Origin of the sequence: Kitasatospora dryopteridis (assembly GCF_050749075.1) — a bacterium.
Lineage (GTDB): Bacteria > Actinomycetota > Actinomycetes > Streptomycetales > Streptomycetaceae > Kitasatospora.
The window spans coordinates 4,462,873-4,475,935 of the sequence record NZ_CP192749.1; the positions used below are offsets into that span (position 1 = coordinate 4,462,873).

The 13,063-nt window shown below is 75.0% G+C and carries 14 protein-coding genes; 6 read left to right on the forward strand and 8 right to left on the reverse strand.

Going from position 1 to position 13,063, the window contains the following annotated elements; all coding sequences use genetic code 11:
• Positions 1–422: 422 nt before the first annotated feature.
• Positions 423–1,427 (forward strand): glycosyltransferase family 2 protein, encoded by a 1,005-nt coding sequence (locus ACQ614_RS20405; protein WP_431679941.1) that lies wholly within the window; start codon positions 423–425, stop codon positions 1,425–1,427.
• 105 nt (positions 1,428–1,532) lie between these two features.
• Positions 1,533–1,805 carry a hypothetical protein gene (locus ACQ614_RS20410; RefSeq protein ID WP_263104095.1) on the forward strand — a complete coding sequence of 91 codons (273 nt, stop codon included), beginning with the start codon at positions 1,533–1,535 and terminating at the stop codon, positions 1,803–1,805.
• 9 nt (positions 1,806–1,814) lie between these two features.
• Here the strand turns inward: ACQ614_RS20410 and ACQ614_RS20415 are convergent, their stop codons facing one another.
• A complete protein-coding gene (locus ACQ614_RS20415; RefSeq protein ID WP_431679942.1) occupies positions 1,815–4,346 on the reverse strand; it encodes a helicase-associated domain-containing protein in 2,532 nt (843 codons plus the stop codon).
• 177 nt (positions 4,347–4,523) lie between these two features.
• On the opposite strand from ACQ614_RS20415, the gene ACQ614_RS20420 reads away from it, so the two are divergent.
• Together ACQ614_RS20420 and ACQ614_RS20425 are read left to right on the forward strand one after the other, a co-directional pair.
• Complete coding sequence (locus tag ACQ614_RS20420) at positions 4,524–5,126, forward strand: hypothetical protein (protein ID WP_431679943.1); 603 nt, start codon at positions 4,524–4,526, stop codon at positions 5,124–5,126.
• Positions 5,123–5,419 (forward strand): hypothetical protein, encoded by a 297-nt coding sequence (locus ACQ614_RS20425; protein ID WP_431679944.1) that lies wholly within the window; start codon positions 5,123–5,125, stop codon positions 5,417–5,419. Before ACQ614_RS20420 ends, ACQ614_RS20425 begins: the two co-directional genes overlap by 4 nt.
• Positions 5,420–5,456: 37 nt before the next feature.
• On the opposite strand, the gene ACQ614_RS20430 is transcribed toward ACQ614_RS20425, so the two are convergent.
• Together ACQ614_RS20430 and ACQ614_RS20435 are read right to left on the reverse strand one after the other, a co-directional pair.
• On the reverse strand, positions 5,457–6,488 hold the full coding sequence (locus ACQ614_RS20430) for an ABC transporter substrate-binding protein (protein WP_431679945.1): 1,032 nt from the start codon (positions 6,486–6,488) through the stop codon (positions 5,457–5,459).
• A 60-nt stretch (positions 6,489–6,548) separates the two neighbouring features.
• Complete coding sequence (locus tag ACQ614_RS20435; protein WP_431679946.1) at positions 6,549–7,682, reverse strand: alpha/beta hydrolase; 1,134 nt, start codon at positions 7,680–7,682, stop codon at positions 6,549–6,551.
• Between the two features lie 167 nt (positions 7,683–7,849).
• Here ACQ614_RS20435 and ACQ614_RS20440 point away from each other — a divergent pair, with 167 nt between their 5' ends.
• On the forward strand, positions 7,850–8,086 hold the full coding sequence (locus ACQ614_RS20440; RefSeq protein WP_431679947.1) for a hypothetical protein: 237 nt from the start codon (positions 7,850–7,852) through the stop codon (positions 8,084–8,086).
• 25 nt (positions 8,087–8,111) lie between these two features.
• Here the strand turns inward: ACQ614_RS20440 and ACQ614_RS20445 are convergent, their stop codons facing one another.
• Positions 8,112–8,726, reverse strand: coding sequence for an HAD family hydrolase (locus ACQ614_RS20445; RefSeq protein ID WP_431679948.1), 615 nt, complete (start codon positions 8,724–8,726; stop codon positions 8,112–8,114).
• 378 nt (positions 8,727–9,104) lie between these two features.
• Between ACQ614_RS20445 and ACQ614_RS20450 the strand changes: the two genes are divergently transcribed.
• Positions 9,105–9,488 (forward strand): cold-shock protein, encoded by a 384-nt coding sequence (locus ACQ614_RS20450; RefSeq protein WP_344622529.1) that lies wholly within the window; start codon positions 9,105–9,107, stop codon positions 9,486–9,488.
• A gap of 21 nt (positions 9,489–9,509) precedes the next feature.
• Here ACQ614_RS20450 and ACQ614_RS20455 read toward each other — a convergent pair whose 3' ends face one another.
• The 4 genes from ACQ614_RS20455 to ACQ614_RS20470 are packed head-to-tail and all read right to left on the reverse strand — an operon-like array spanning position 9,510 to position 13,004.
• Complete coding sequence (locus ACQ614_RS20455; RefSeq protein ID WP_431679949.1) at positions 9,510–10,352, reverse strand: 1,4-dihydroxy-6-naphthoate synthase; 843 nt, start codon at positions 10,350–10,352, stop codon at positions 9,510–9,512.
• Positions 10,345–11,088: a futalosine hydrolase gene (locus tag ACQ614_RS20460; protein WP_431679950.1), complete on the reverse strand. Its 744-nt coding sequence runs from the start codon at positions 11,086–11,088 to the stop codon at positions 10,345–10,347. Before ACQ614_RS20460 ends, ACQ614_RS20455 begins: the two co-directional genes overlap by 8 nt.
• 11 nt (positions 11,089–11,099) lie before the next feature.
• Positions 11,100–11,618: a hypothetical protein gene (locus tag ACQ614_RS20465; RefSeq protein WP_431679951.1), complete on the reverse strand. Its 519-nt coding sequence runs from the start codon at positions 11,616–11,618 to the stop codon at positions 11,100–11,102.
• A 60-nt stretch (positions 11,619–11,678) separates the two neighbouring features.
• Entirely contained in the window at positions 11,679–13,004 is a 1,326-nt protein-coding gene (locus ACQ614_RS20470) for an MFS transporter (protein ID WP_431679952.1), read from the reverse strand.
• Between the last annotated feature and the right edge of the window lie 59 nt (positions 13,005–13,063).

The following is a 13,063-nucleotide window of genomic DNA, read 5'->3' on the forward strand; positions in this document are numbered from 1 at the left end:
TGTGTCCGGCTCGACCGGCGCCCGCCGACCCGTCGGCCGGGGTGCGCCCGGCGGAGTCGCTGCTGCTGCCCGGACACACGGGTGCTCCGCCGCGCGCGGTGTCGGCCGGTCTCCCCGACCGGTCGGCCCGCGGGGTCGCGGGCGGCAGTCCTGTGCGCGTTCCGGTGCGATCCGCGGTGTTCCGTGCGGGTGCCGCCCGCCCCCTTGCGCAGGGGAGCGAATGAGAATCGTCAGACTATCAGCCTTGATATGGCCCACTGGGACGTGCACCGTCGGAACGGGCGCCCGCCCGGGCGGAGCCCGCCGGAGGCCCGGCGCCCCGGGGCCGGTCCGTGGCCGGAGCGGCCTGCGGGCCGCTTGCGCGCATGTACTAAAGTCAGGGCGCCATCTTCGTCAAGTCCGACACCGCAGGCAGGAATCCCATGGCGGCTGAGCCAACCACGACAGTCTTGTCGGTGGTCATCCCGATGTACAACGAGGAGGAGGCCCTCCCCGCACTGGTGTCCCGCCTCCGGCCCGCACTCGACGGGACGGGCGTCAGCTACGAGGTCGTCGCGGTGGACGACGGCAGCGCGGACCGCACGGCCGAGCTCCTCGAGGAGTTCCGCCTGACCTGGTCGGAGCTGCGCATAGTCAAGCTGCGCCGCAACTCGGGCCACCAGGCCGCGCTCACCGCCGGCCTGCACAGCTCGGTCGGCGCGTACGTCGCCAGCATCGACGCGGACCTCCAGGACCCGCCGGAGAAGATACCGGAGATGCTGGACCTGGCCCGGAGCCAGAACCTCGACATCGTCTACGGCGTCCGCTCGGACCGCAGCACCGACACCGGCTTCAAGCGCTGGACGGCCGGCGCCTACTACTGGCTGATGCGCCGCATGGTCGGCAAGCGGGTGCCCTCGCAGGCCGGCGACTTCCGCCTGCTGAGCCGCGAGGCCGTGGACGCCCTCAAGTCCCTGCCGGACCAGCAGCAGGTCTACCGCCTGCTGGTGCCGTGGCTCGGCTTCCCGAGCGGCCAGGTGACGTACTTCCGCGACGAGCGGGTGGCCGGCGAGACCAAGTACCCGCTGAGCAAGATGATCCGCCTGGCGGTCGACAGCATCACCAACTTCTCCGCGGCTCCGCTGCGGATCGCCACCTGGCTCGGCGTCACCAGCTTCTTCGGCTGCTTCGCGATGCTGCTCGCCACGCTCGGCATCTACATCGGCGGCAAGACCGTCCCGGGCTGGACCTCCCTCTTCGTCGGGATGCTGTTCATCGGCGGCGTCCAGCTGATCTGCGTCGGCCTGCTCGGCGAGTACATCGGCCGGATCTACACCGCGGTCCAGCACCGTCCCACGTTCTTCATCGGCTACGACTCGGCGCGTGACGCGGCCCCGCAGCCGAAGGACGGCGCGAAGGACCAGGAGACGGTCGGCGCGGGCGTCTGACCTTCCGAAGCCCTTCCCCAGGAGCCCCGGGCCGGTGCCCGGGGCTCCTGCCGTTCCCCGGACGGCCCGGGGTGACCGGACGGCGGCGGCCTCGTTGGGTAGGTCATGAACAAGCCGAACCGCCTCCTCGCCGGCCTCGCCCTCTCCGGCGCGGCCTTCGCCACCGTTCTCGGCGCGAGCCCCGCCCAGGCCGCCGAGCCGGGCCTCGACCAGGTCGCCGACATCGGGCAGCCCGGCGGGCTGCTGGGCGCCACCGCGTTCACCGCGACCGGTCTGCTGACCGGCGTGCAGCCCAAGATCCCCGACCCGCAGTCCTTCGTCGAGCAGGCCAAGCAGCAGAAGGCCGAACAGGACGCCAAGGCCGCCCAGGGCCACTGACCTCCGGTCTCAGGCCGGCTCGTCGACCTCGGCGACGCCGGTGATCCGGTGCAGGGCGAAGGTGCGGACCTCGTCCGACAGGTGGTCGAAGGCGGTGACGAACCCGCCCTCGACCTTCACCGGGTCGACCACCCGCTGCGAGGCGATCCCCTCGGCGTTGATGTAGCCGATCCACATCCGCTCGCCGAGCAGCACCGCCGTCTGCAGGGCGGCCAGCGTGTCGGCGGCCGCGGTGCGCGGCAGCTGCCGCAGGTCGGTGCGGGCCGGGCCGGACTGCGGCATGTTCGCGGCCGGCCCGGCCACCGTCTCCCGGCGGACGGCGGTGGCCGCGCGGTCGCCGGCCCGGATCGCCTTCACCGCCGCCCCGAGCAGCGCGTCGTCCGGGCGCGGCGGCCCGTCCGGCACCGGCACCGGCGCGCTGCGCGGCGGCGTCCGCCGGCTGTCCGGGCGGGTGATCAGCACATCGCCCTCGGCGGACTCCGCGGCCGGCGCGTAGCCCATCCCCCGCAGCACGGCCAGCAGCGTCTCGGCCGGCGCCTGCGCGGCCATCACCGTCGGCGCGAGCAGCCGCAGCCGCAGCTCGACCGCGCGCCGGTCCGCCAGCACCTCGTTCAGCAGCGCGGGGTCGTCGCAGCGCAGGTACGAGGAGGCGGCGCCGACCCGCAGCACGCCGTGCCGCCGCGCCACGTCGTCGACCAGGTAGGCGAGCGGCTGCGGCACCGGCGTCCGGGAGTGCTGCTCCAGGAAGGCGTGCAGGTCGGACGCGGTGCGCCCGGCGTCCAGCGCCCGCCGGACGGACTCCGCGGTGAACCGGTAGACCGTCGCGCCGCCCTTGGACTCGATGTCCGCGCAGAGCGCCAGCGCCTGGGAGAGCGGGGTGAGCAGCGGCCCGGGGGCGATCGCGGTCAGGTCCGGCTGCAGGATGACGTGGTCCAGCGGCTGCGGCAGCAGCGGGGCGAGCACGGGCACCGGGTCGTCGCCCGCCAGCAGGGTACGGGCGGCCGTGGCGAGCGCCCCACGGCCGGTGACGCCGAGCAGTTCGGCCTCGTGCAGCGTCCAGTCGGTGAGGTGTTCACGCAGGTCGCGGCCGTCCGGGCCGGTGGCGCCGCCGCGCAGCGGGCGCTGCCAGCGCAGCGCGGGCAGCAGACCCCCGGCGGTGGCGGTGCCGCCCGGCGGCAGGCCGGCGAGCAGCCCGAGCACCGCCCGGCGGACGGACGGCGCGAGGGTGCGGTCGAGCTCCGGGCCGAGGGCGGCCCGCGGCTTGCCCTTGGCGTCCGGGCTGCCGGTCAGCCCGGCCACCCGGGTGGCGGCCAGCCAGGCGTCGGCGAGCCGGGTCCACCGCTCGGCCACCGGGTCCTGCAGCCAGCCGTCGTAGGCGGGGGTGGGCGCCCAGTGCTCGTCCGCCTCGCCGTCCGGGGCGAGCAGGCCGGCCGCGTGGGCGAGTTCCAGCCAGAACGCCGCGGTCTGCTCGGAGCACTCCAGTGCGGCGGCGGCCCGCTTGAGGTCGCGGACGCCGACGCCGCCGGCCCGCAGGGTGGGCGGCGGCTGGAGCCCCCAGCCCTCCAGCAGCTCCTCGACGGTCCGCACCGCGGTGTACGCCTGTCCGGCGGCGGTGGCGTCGACCGTGGCCGGGTCGCGTTCGGCGGCCGGTGCGAGCACGGGCGGTGCCGGCTCCACGGTGCGGTGGCTGCGGCCGCCGCGCAGGTGCAGGGCGAGCTCGCGGGGCAGCACGACCGAGCCGGGGCCGGAGGGCAGCAGCATGCCGCGGGCGAGCAGCCACTCCAGGGGGGTGTGCGCCCGCTCGGCGGTCACCGGGCGGGCGGCGTCCGGGAGGGTGCCGGTGGGCGGGCCCCAGACCAGCCGGTCCAGCAGGGCGAGCGCGGGCGGCGGCGCCTGCTCCAGCAGCGCGGCGCAGCGCTTGCGGTCCGCGAACAGGCCCGCGAGCGCGGCCACCGCGGTCACCGGGTCCGGAGTGGCGGGCAGCCCCGCGCCGGCCAGCAGCTCCTGCAACCGGGCCGGCGACATGCCGGTGGTCGCCTCGGCCACGGTCGGGCCGAGGCCGGTCCGTCCGGGGTTGGCCGCGCTCGGCGCCAGCGCCTCGCGGACGGCCAGGACCAGCCGCAGCGCCGAGTCCGGGCCCCAGAGCAGCGCCCGGGAGCGGAGTGCGGCGAGCGCGCCGGGCAGCGCGGCGGTGACCGCGGCACGGTCGACCGGGTCGGCCTGCGGGTGCGGCTTCACCCGGGCCGGACCGGCCAGCAGATTGCGGACGACCGTGTCGGGGCTGCCCTCCGGCGCGGCGGCCAGCGCCTCGGCGACCTGCAGGGTGAAGCGGTCGAGCCGCTCCAGGGCGCGCAGCGCGGAGGCCCGGCTGGACAGCCGCGCCGAGAGCTGGGTGAGGTCGCCGGGGACGGGGTTCAGCAGGTCCGGCCGCACCCGGAGCAGCCCGGCGAGGTCCTCGTCGCTGCGGGCGCGGAGCTCCTCGGCGAGCGTGCGGGGTGCGGTGGCCCGGGTGCGGGACGGCCCGCTCTGCTGGGTGGTCATCCGACCCAGGTTAGTCGGCCCGCCTTCCCCGGGCCCAGTGCCGGACGGCGCCAGGTCCGTCGCAGGACGGGCCGATGGGGTCCGGAGGCGGGCGACGGCGGCGCCTCTCGCGTGTGCGGCATGCCAGTCGGTACCGTCGGCAGTGGGCGGGGCCGGTGAGCGAGCGGGGTGCGGGAGATGGCGGACGGCGGGGCGGGCGGTACGGCGGACGGCGCCGGGCAGGACGGCGGCCGGGCCGGCGGGGCCGGCGGCGAGTGGTGGAAGTCCGGGATGCCGTGGCGGGTGATCGGGCCGCCGCGCCCGGCTGCCGACGACACCCCGGCCGACGAGCAGAGCGTGTACGCCCCGAAGTCCCCGGCCGCGCCCGGTCCGGAGACTCCGGAGGCTCCGCAGGCGGCGAAGCCCCCGGTGGCCCAGGACGCCCCGCTCTTCGGCTCCTCCGGCCCCGGGCTGACCCTGCCCGGCTGGGAAGTGGTGCAGTTCGACCCGCTCGGCGAGGCGGCTCGGGCGGCCGCGGACCCGGCCGCCGACGTGCCCGCGCAGCGGGCCGGGGCGGAGGCCGAGGCACCCGCCCCGACCGAACCGGCCCCCGCCGCGCCGACCGGCCGCACATCTGGGAAGGGCAAGCCCGGGAAGGGCCGGGCCGGGAAGGGCGGCAGCACGGCGGGCGGCAGCACCGGGGACGCGCGGCCGAGCCCGCCCCGGAGGGCCTGCTGGCAGGCCGCCGGCCCTCCCCGCTGCTGCTGTTCGCGGCCGCAGCACTGCTGGCCGGCGCCGTGACCGGGCAGCTGCTGGCGATCCTGCTCGGCTGGGGGGCGGCCTACCTGTCGCGGCAGTTCTCCGACCTGACCCGCAAGATCGTGGTGATCGGCATCCCGCTGGCCACCATGAGCGCGTCGGCCTTCTGGTACTGGGGCCGGACGAAGGGCCGCTGGGGCGAGCCGCTGGCCGAGGGCGACGCGATGAACCACGCCGTCTGGACGGCGGCCCCCGACGTGCTGCGGACGGCCGCCGTGCTGACGGCCCTGGTCGTACTGGCGGTGACGCTCCGCCGGCGCAAGGCCGCGGACTGACGCCGGCCCGGTCGGCAGCCGCGGACGGGCTGCCCGGTCAGGCGCCCAGGAAGCGCTGCAGCTCGCCGACGATCAGGTTGGCCCCGGTGTAGCCGACGCCCTGGAACCACAGCCGGTCGTCGACCGGGAAGGCCCGGTGCGCCCTGACCGCGCCGAGGGCGAGCCAGCCGGGGCTGCGCAGTACCGCCGTGGTGCCGGCCCGGTCGGGGTCGCCGTAGGTGGCGTAGAAGAGGAAGTCGGCGTCGGCGCGGGCGAGCTGGTCCAGGGGCAGGTCGATCTCGTCCTGCTCGGTGTTCTGGGCGTCGGGGCGGCCGAGGCCGAGATCGGTGAGGACACTGCCGAGGAAGCTCTGCCGCCCGTGGGTGCGGATGCCGGGCGGCGGGCCCTCGACGAACCGCAGGACGCTGATCCTGCGCCCGCCCGAACCGGCGTTCCGGATCGCCCGGGCGGCCCGCTCGATGTGCCGGCGGTACTCGGAGGTGACCGCGGCGGCCTGCTCCTGGCGGCCCAGGGTCTGCGCGTGCAGCTGGAAGTTGTCCTTCCACGGCGGGCCCGGGGTGCGGGTGAGCACGGTGGGCGCGATCTGCTGCAGGGCTTCCAGGTGGGCGCCGTCGCGGGACTGGCTGCCGAGGACGACCTGCGGCTCGGTACTGCGGATGCGGGCCGGGTCGGGGCTGCCGGTGTCGCCCACCTGGGCGATCTCGGCGAGCCGGGAGGCCGGCCAGTAGTCGGGCAGGCCGGGGTCGAGGGCGGAGCGGGTCGAGCCGACCGGGGTGATGCCGAGCGTCATCGCGGAGTCCAGCTCGGGGGTGCCGAGGACGACCACGCGGACGGGGCCGCCGGGCACCGTCACCGGCCCGGTCGCGGCGGTGACGGTGGTGCTCGGGGTGGGGCGCGGGCTGGGACTGCCGCTCGCCGCGGACTGCGCGCCGGTGGCGGCCGGGGTGCCGCGGAGCACGGTTGGCCCGGTGCATCCGGCGAGCACGCCGCCGCAGCCGGCGGCGAGCGCGGTCAGGACCGCCCGGCGGGTCGGCCGGTGGGGCATCGGGACCTCCCGGAGGTCGAGCATCTGCATCCGATTATGGATGAAATGCCCGATCTGCCTGAGGAACCGTCACCGGCGTGGGCGTCAGCGCGGGTCGGGGAGGTGCTCGCCGAGCCAGCCCAGCGAGGCGGGAAGCATCCGCGACCAGGTGTTGAAGTTGTGGCCGCCGGTCGCCAGGGTGATCGAGGAGACCTTGGTCGGCCCGCCCTTGGCGGCCGCGACGAACTGCTCGGTGCTGCGGTAGTAGTCGCCGTCGCCCTCCTTGGTGCCGCCGACCAGCAGCGAGACCGCGGGCCGGGGCAGGTGCGTGAGGCGCCAGGTCAGGTCGGCGTCCTCGCGGCGGCGGGCGTCACCGCCGAACAGGTCGCCGGTGGTGGCGTCCTCGGCGGCCTTGTAGTACCCGGAGAGCGAGACCGCCGCGGAGAACACGCCGGGGTTGCGCAGCGCCAGCTTGAGCGCGCAGTACCCGCCGGTGGAGTTGCCGATCACGCCCCAGCTGCCGGGGCCGGTGGCCACCCGGTACGCGCTGCCGATCGCGGCCGGCACGTCGTGGGTGAAGTAGCTCGCCGCCTGCGGTCCGCCCGGCACGTCCTCGCACTCGGTGTCCCGCGGCATGGCGGGCGAGGGGCGCATCAGCACCAGGACGGTCGGCTTCATCCGGCCGTCGCGGATCAGCTGGAGCTCGGTGGCCGGGTAGTTCAGCTTGGTGATCAGGTTCTTGGCGTCCCCCGGGAAGCCGGTGATGGCGATCGCGGCGGGGAAGCGCTTGTCCTTGTACTCCGGCTGGAAGTACTGCGGCGGCAGGTAGACGTACCCGTCGGTCGCCAGCCCGGTGGTGGCGCCGGGGATGCGGATCTTCTCCAGCTTGCCGACCTGGGCCGCGTCCCGGCCGACGGTGTTGGTGCCGCGGACGTTCTCGGCGGAGATCCGCTGCACGCCGTGCTGGCGCCCGTCGAGCCGGTTCTGGATCGTCACCGGGCCCTGGTCGCCGGTGCCGAGCAGGTCGTCCCAGCTGCTGTAGAAGGCGAAGTAGTTGTTGGCCAGCAGGCCGAGGGTGCACATGACGGCCAGCTGGGTGCCGACGATGGTGCCCAGCCGGGCCATCACGGCCGTCCAGGTCGGCCTGGCCAGCCTGGGCCAGAGCCAGACGGTGCCCGCGATCGCAGCCACCGCCACCAATGCGGACAGTGCCAGCACCTTGTGGCTGGTGAGTCCCATGCGTCCGCTCCCCCCGGTCGGCCCGGCGCCCCCGTTGTTGCTTCAGTTTCAAGGATCGCTGGGAGATTCCTGGGAGGACTCGACACGCAGGCTGAATCCGCCCCCGCCGAACGGCGGGGGCCGAAGGCTGGGAGACTGATGCGTGCCGACGCAGTGAGGAGCCAGTTGTGAGCAAGCCGTCCGCCGACCGCGGCGACGCCCTCGTCCGGGCCGGGGCGATCGTCTTCGCCGTCGGAGCGGTCGCGACCATGGTCACCTTCGTCCCGCTCTTCTTCCACCTGACGAGGCTGCCCACCGCGGCGTACTGGATCTGCATGCTGATGCCGCTGGGCTTCCTGCTGTCCCTGGCCGGCCTGCTCACCTCCGCCCGCGCCCAGCGCCGCCGCGCCGGCACCGACGCCTAGGGCGGCACTGGAGCGGGGGACTGCGTTACCGCATCGCCCCGCGGTGGGCGGCGAGCCAGTCCGGGAAGGCCGTGAGGTCGTCGAGGACGGCGTCCGCGCCGGCCTCCCGCAGCTGCGCCGCGGTGTACGGCCCGGTGGCCACCGCGACCGCGACCGCGCCGGCGGCCCGGGCGCCGCGGATGTCGCCGAGGTGGTCGCCGACGTAGACCCCGGCGCCGTGCTCGCGCAGTGCGTCTCCCTTGGTCTCCGCCCACAGGTCGCCGACCAGGACGTCCGCGTCCAGGCCGAAGTGCTCCAGGTGCAGCCGGGCGTTGGGCTCGTACTTGCCAGTGATCACCGCGACCCGCCCGCCGTGCGTCCGCACCGCGGCGACCGCCTCCAGGGCGCCGGGCAGCAGCAGGGTCGCGGGCAGCGCGTGCTCCCGGTACATCACCCGGTAGCGGTCGGCGATCGCGTCCACCTGCTCGGCGGGGAACCAGTTCGCCAGCTCGTGCACCAGCGGCGGCCCCAGCCGGCTGACCGCGAGTTCGCTGTCGATCCAGGTGCCGGTCTCCGCGGCCAGCGCGTCGTACGTCGCCTTGATCCCCGGGCGGGTGTCCAGCAGCGTCATGTCGAGGTCGAAGCCCACGGTGAGAACCATGTCGGCCAGCCTAGGGCGTGTCCGGCGCGCCCGGGCGGGCCCGCGGAGCGCTGCGACGTGCCGTCCGTCACTGTTCGCAGTTCTCCGGGGACCCAAAGTTTCGGCAGCCGCCCCGGCCGGGTATGCAGCCCTCGCACGGGGTTGATCGGGTACCCCGCTTCGTCATCGGGGGTGTCTGCCTGTGGATCGCGCCGCGTCGCGTCCCGGCCGCGTCAGGCCCCCGGACGGATCGAGTGCCGCTCGGGGATGAGCGGCTGAGGGATCATTAATCTGCTGAGCGTCGCCGGTCTCCCGCGTAGGGTGGTCGGCTCGCCGTCCACCCGGCGGGGTCCGGCCGAACCGGTGCCCCGCCCACACTCACACCGAGGACAGTTCGAGATGCCCACCGGCCAGGTCAAGTGGTTCAACGAGACGAAGGGATTCGGCTTCCTGTCGCGCGACGACGGGGGCGACGTCTTCGTCCACACCAAGGCGCTGCCCGCCGGGGTCACCACGCTGCGGCCGGGCCAGCGCGTCGAGTTCGGGATCGTCGCGGGCCACCGCGGCGACCAGGCGATGGGTGTGACCCTGCTCGACGCCCTGCCGTCGGTCGCGGCCGCCCAGCGCCGTAGCCCCGACGACATGGCACCGATCGTGCAGGACCTGATCACCACGCTGGACGCCGTCCTGCCCGGTCTGCAGCGCGGCCGCTACCCGGCCAAGCCGGCCGGCCAGAAGCTGGCCGTCATGCTCCGTGCGGTCGCCGACCAGTTCGACGTCTGACCGCACCGCCCGCCGAGGGCGTCAGAAGTGCAGCGCACCCGGGTCGACCGAGGGCACCAGCCCCTCCGCGGCGGCCCGGGTGAGCAGCGTGGCGACCGCCGCGTAGCCCTCCTCGCCGAGGTCCGCGGTGAAGGCGTTGACGTACAGCCCGATGTGCTGGTCGGCGACGGCCGGGTCCATCTCCTGCGCGTGCTCCAGCACGTATGCCCGGGAGTTCCCCGGCTCGTCCCAGGCGGCCCGCACCGAGGCGCGGACGGTGTCGGCCAGCTCCCGGAGCCGGTCGGCGCCCAGTGAGCGGCGGGCGACGATCGCACCGAGCGGGATCGGCAGGCCGGTCTTGCGCTCCCAGGCCTCGCCCATGTCGGCGAGGCTGTGCAGCCCGTACTGCCGGTAGGTGAACCGAGCCTCGTGGATGACCAGCCCGGCGTCCACCCTGCCGTCCCGGACGGCGGGCATGATCTCGTGGAACGGCATGACCACGATCTCCCCGAAGCCTCCGGGGACCGCCTCGGCCGCCCACAGCCGGAAGAGCAGGTAGGCCGTGGAGCGCTCGCTCGGCACCGCCACCGTACGGCCGGTGAGGTCGGCGCCGGCCTCGCGGGTCAGCACCAGCGGGCCGCAGCCGCGGCCCAGCGCCCCGCCGCAGGGCAGCAGCGCGTACTCGTCCAGCACCCAGGGCAGCTGGCCGTAGCTGATCTTCAGCAGGTCCAGTTCGCCGCGCTCGGCCATGCCGTTGGTCACGTCGATGTCCGCGAACAGCACCTCGGGCGCGTCCGCACCGGGCACCAGGCCGTGCGCCCAGGCGTGGAAGACGAAGGTGTCGTTCGGGCACGGCGAGTACGCGACCCGCAGCGGCTCAGCCATCGGCGGCCTCCTGGAGCAGTTCTGGGTACGGCAGGGCCGCGAAGGCCCGCTCCAGGGCCGCGAGCGCCTCGCCGATCCGCCAGGCCGCGCGGTCGCGCGGGCCGACGGGGTTGGACACGGTCCTGATCTCGAGGGCGGGCACCCCGAACCGGGCGGCCGCCTCGGCCACCCCGAAGCCCTCCATGGCCTCCGCGGCCGCACCCGGATGACGGGCCGCCAGCCCGGCGGCCCGCTCGGCGCTGCCGGTCACGGTGGTGACGGTCAGCACCGGGCCCGGCACGGCGTCCAGGGCCTTCGCCGCCAGGGCGACGGCGCCGGGGGCGGGCCGGTGCCGCACACCGCCGAACCCGAGCTCGGAGACGTCCAGGAAGCCCTCGGGGGTGTCGGCGCCCAGGTCGGCCGCCACGATCTCCGAGGCGACCACCGTGCCGCCGACCGGTGCGTGCGGGGCGAAACCGCCCGCGATGCCCGCGGAGACGACCAGGCGGTACCGCACGGCGGAGAGCGCCGCCGCGGTCGCCGCGGCGGCCGCGGCCGGGCCGACCCCGCCCGCGAGCACGTCCACCGGCACCCCGCCGGGCTCGCCGCCGCGCCACAGGCCGCCGCCGGGCAGCGGCAGCGGCCGCGGGCCGCTGCCGAGTCCGCGCAGAACCGCCTCGGCCTCGGCCTGAACGGCAACGACGACGAGCAGCCCGGCCGTGGTGCCGGGCTGCTCGCCGCCGTACGGAAGGCTCATCGCCGCTGCGGTCAGTCCTGGGACTTGAGTTCGAAGTACCAGATGCCGAGGATCTCCTGGGTCTTCTGGTCGGCCTCGACGACGGTCACCGTGGTGGTGCCGGAGGCGTTCAGCACCGTGGAGGCGAGCACCGAGCCGGACCACGTGGAGCCGTGGGTGTCCTGGGCGAGCGGGGCCTGGCCCTGCGTGCCGCCGTCGGTGAAGGCGAACCAGCCGCGATCGGCCACGGACGGGGGCACGCCCACGCCGATCCGGTCGCTGGCGAGCACGTCGGAGGAGGGCAGCTTGTTGGCCTCGCGGGCCTTCTTCGCGTCCACCTGGCACTTGGCCAGGACGTCCTGCTGCAGCGCCTTGCCGTCGTTGTAGCAGAACGGCTCCGAGGTGATCGACGTGCGGCCGACCGTCAGGGTGACGACGTTCTCCGGGGGCGCGCCCTGGCTGCTGGCGTACGCGATGGAACCGCCGACCGTGCCGGCGCCGATCACGACCACGGCGCCGATGGCGGCGATTGCACGGGTGCTGAGGCTCATGGGCAAGAGGCTACCGGGCTTTCGCGATCACGCGACGCGGGGGTGGCCGAGTCGCCGGAGCTATGCCACCCGTGGCCGAGCGGCCGGTCTGCGCATCCCCCCGACCTTGAAGAGCGACCGCAGCGTCCACAGCAGCATCATCGTCATCACCGCGGCCGCCAGCGCCAGGCCCAGCGTGGCGTTCAGCGGCAGCGAGATGCCGACCACGCCGCCCACCACCCAGCACAGCTGAAGGATCGTCTCCGACCGCGCGAAGGCGGACGTCCGCACCGACTCCGGCACGTCCCGCTGGATCACCGCGTCCAGCGCCAGCTTCCCCAGCGAGGCCGCCATGCCCGCGGTGGCCGCCACGATCGCCATCGTCAGCAGGGAGTACCAGAGCGCCGCCGCGGCCGACGCCACCGCGGCCAGCAGCAGCATCGCGGCCACCGTCGCCTCCGAACCGCGGGTCTTCAGCCACGAGCCGAACACCGACCCCAGCGCGTTGCCCACCCCCGCGGAGGCCGCCACGATGCCCAGCGCCGCCGTCTCCGGCACCCCGCTCACCGGATCCTTGCGGATCAGGAACGCCAGGAACATCACCAGGAAGCCCACCAGCCAGCGCAGCGAGGAGACCCCGCGCAGCGCCAGGATCACCGACGGGCCGACCGTCCGCAGGATCGCCTTGGACGACCGCGGCCCGTGCCCCTCGGCGTGCATCACCGCACGCTGCTCGCCCTTGGACGAGTCCACCTTGTGCGGCAGGTGAAACGCCATCAGCGTGCCGATCACGAACACCAGGAACGCGCCGCGCAGCGGCCACCCCGGCCCCGCCAGGTGCAGCAGCCCGCCCACCCCCGCCGCGACCATGGTCGCCAGCAGCCCGGCCAGCGTCACCCGCGAATTCGCCTTCACCAGCGACAACTGCGGCGGGAGCAGCCGCGGCACCACCACACTGCGCACCACCCCGTACGACTTGGACGCCACCAGCACGCCCAGCGCTTCGGGATAGAGCGCGATCCCCCCTCCGGCGATCGAACCGGCCATCGTCCAGGCCAGGATCGCCCGCGCCAGCATCGACATCGCCATCGCCGAACGGCGGCCGTTCGGCAGCTTGTCCAGCAGCGGGCCGATCACCGGGGCCAGCAGCGCGAACGGCGCCATGGTGATCAGCAGGTACAGAGCCACCCGGCCGCGGGCCTCGCCCGTCGGCACCGAGAAGAAGATGGTGGAGGCCAGCGCGATGGTGATCAGCATGTCGCCGAAGGAGTTCAGCGCATGCAGCTCGATCAGTTTCGCCAGACCCGACTCGCCGGCGCCCTTCGCCGAGGTCGCCCGCCGGATCCTGCGGCCGGTGCCGTGCACCACCCGCCCCGTCCGCACACCCGCCGCGGACGCCCCCCGCACCAGCGGGTTCTTCGGCCTGCCCGACTTCGGCGGAACCGCGCCGTCCGGCGCTTCGGAGG

Coding starts and splice junctions, on each gene's coding strand:
- ACQ614_RS20435 (WP_431679946.1), bottom strand. CDS start 7,682: ATGGGACTCACCAGCCACAAGGTGCTGGCACTGTCCGCATTGGTGGCG.
- ACQ614_RS20455 (WP_431679949.1), bottom strand. CDS start 10,352: ATGGCTGAGCCGCTGCGGGTCGCGTACTCGCCGTGCCCGAACGACACC.
- ACQ614_RS20420 (WP_431679943.1), top strand. CDS start 4,524: ATGGCGGACGGCGGGGCGGGCGGTACGGCGGACGGCGCCGGGCAGGAC.
- ACQ614_RS20460 (WP_431679950.1), bottom strand. CDS start 11,088: ATGAGCCTTCCGTACGGCGGCGAGCAGCCCGGCACCACGGCCGGGCTG.
- ACQ614_RS20445 (WP_431679948.1), bottom strand. CDS start 8,726: ATGGTTCTCACCGTGGGCTTCGACCTCGACATGACGCTGCTGGACACC.
- ACQ614_RS20450 (WP_344622529.1), top strand. CDS start 9,105: ATGCCCACCGGCCAGGTCAAGTGGTTCAACGAGACGAAGGGATTCGGC.
- ACQ614_RS20415 (WP_431679942.1), bottom strand. CDS start 4,346: ATGACCACCCAGCAGAGCGGGCCGTCCCGCACCCGGGCCACCGCACCC.
- ACQ614_RS20405 (WP_431679941.1), top strand. CDS start 423: ATGGCGGCTGAGCCAACCACGACAGTCTTGTCGGTGGTCATCCCGATG.
- ACQ614_RS20430 (WP_431679945.1), bottom strand. CDS start 6,488: ATGCTCGACCTCCGGGAGGTCCCGATGCCCCACCGGCCGACCCGCCGG.
- ACQ614_RS20410 (WP_263104095.1), top strand. CDS start 1,533: ATGAACAAGCCGAACCGCCTCCTCGCCGGCCTCGCCCTCTCCGGCGCG.
- ACQ614_RS20465 (WP_431679951.1), bottom strand. CDS start 11,618: ATGAGCCTCAGCACCCGTGCAATCGCCGCCATCGGCGCCGTGGTCGTG.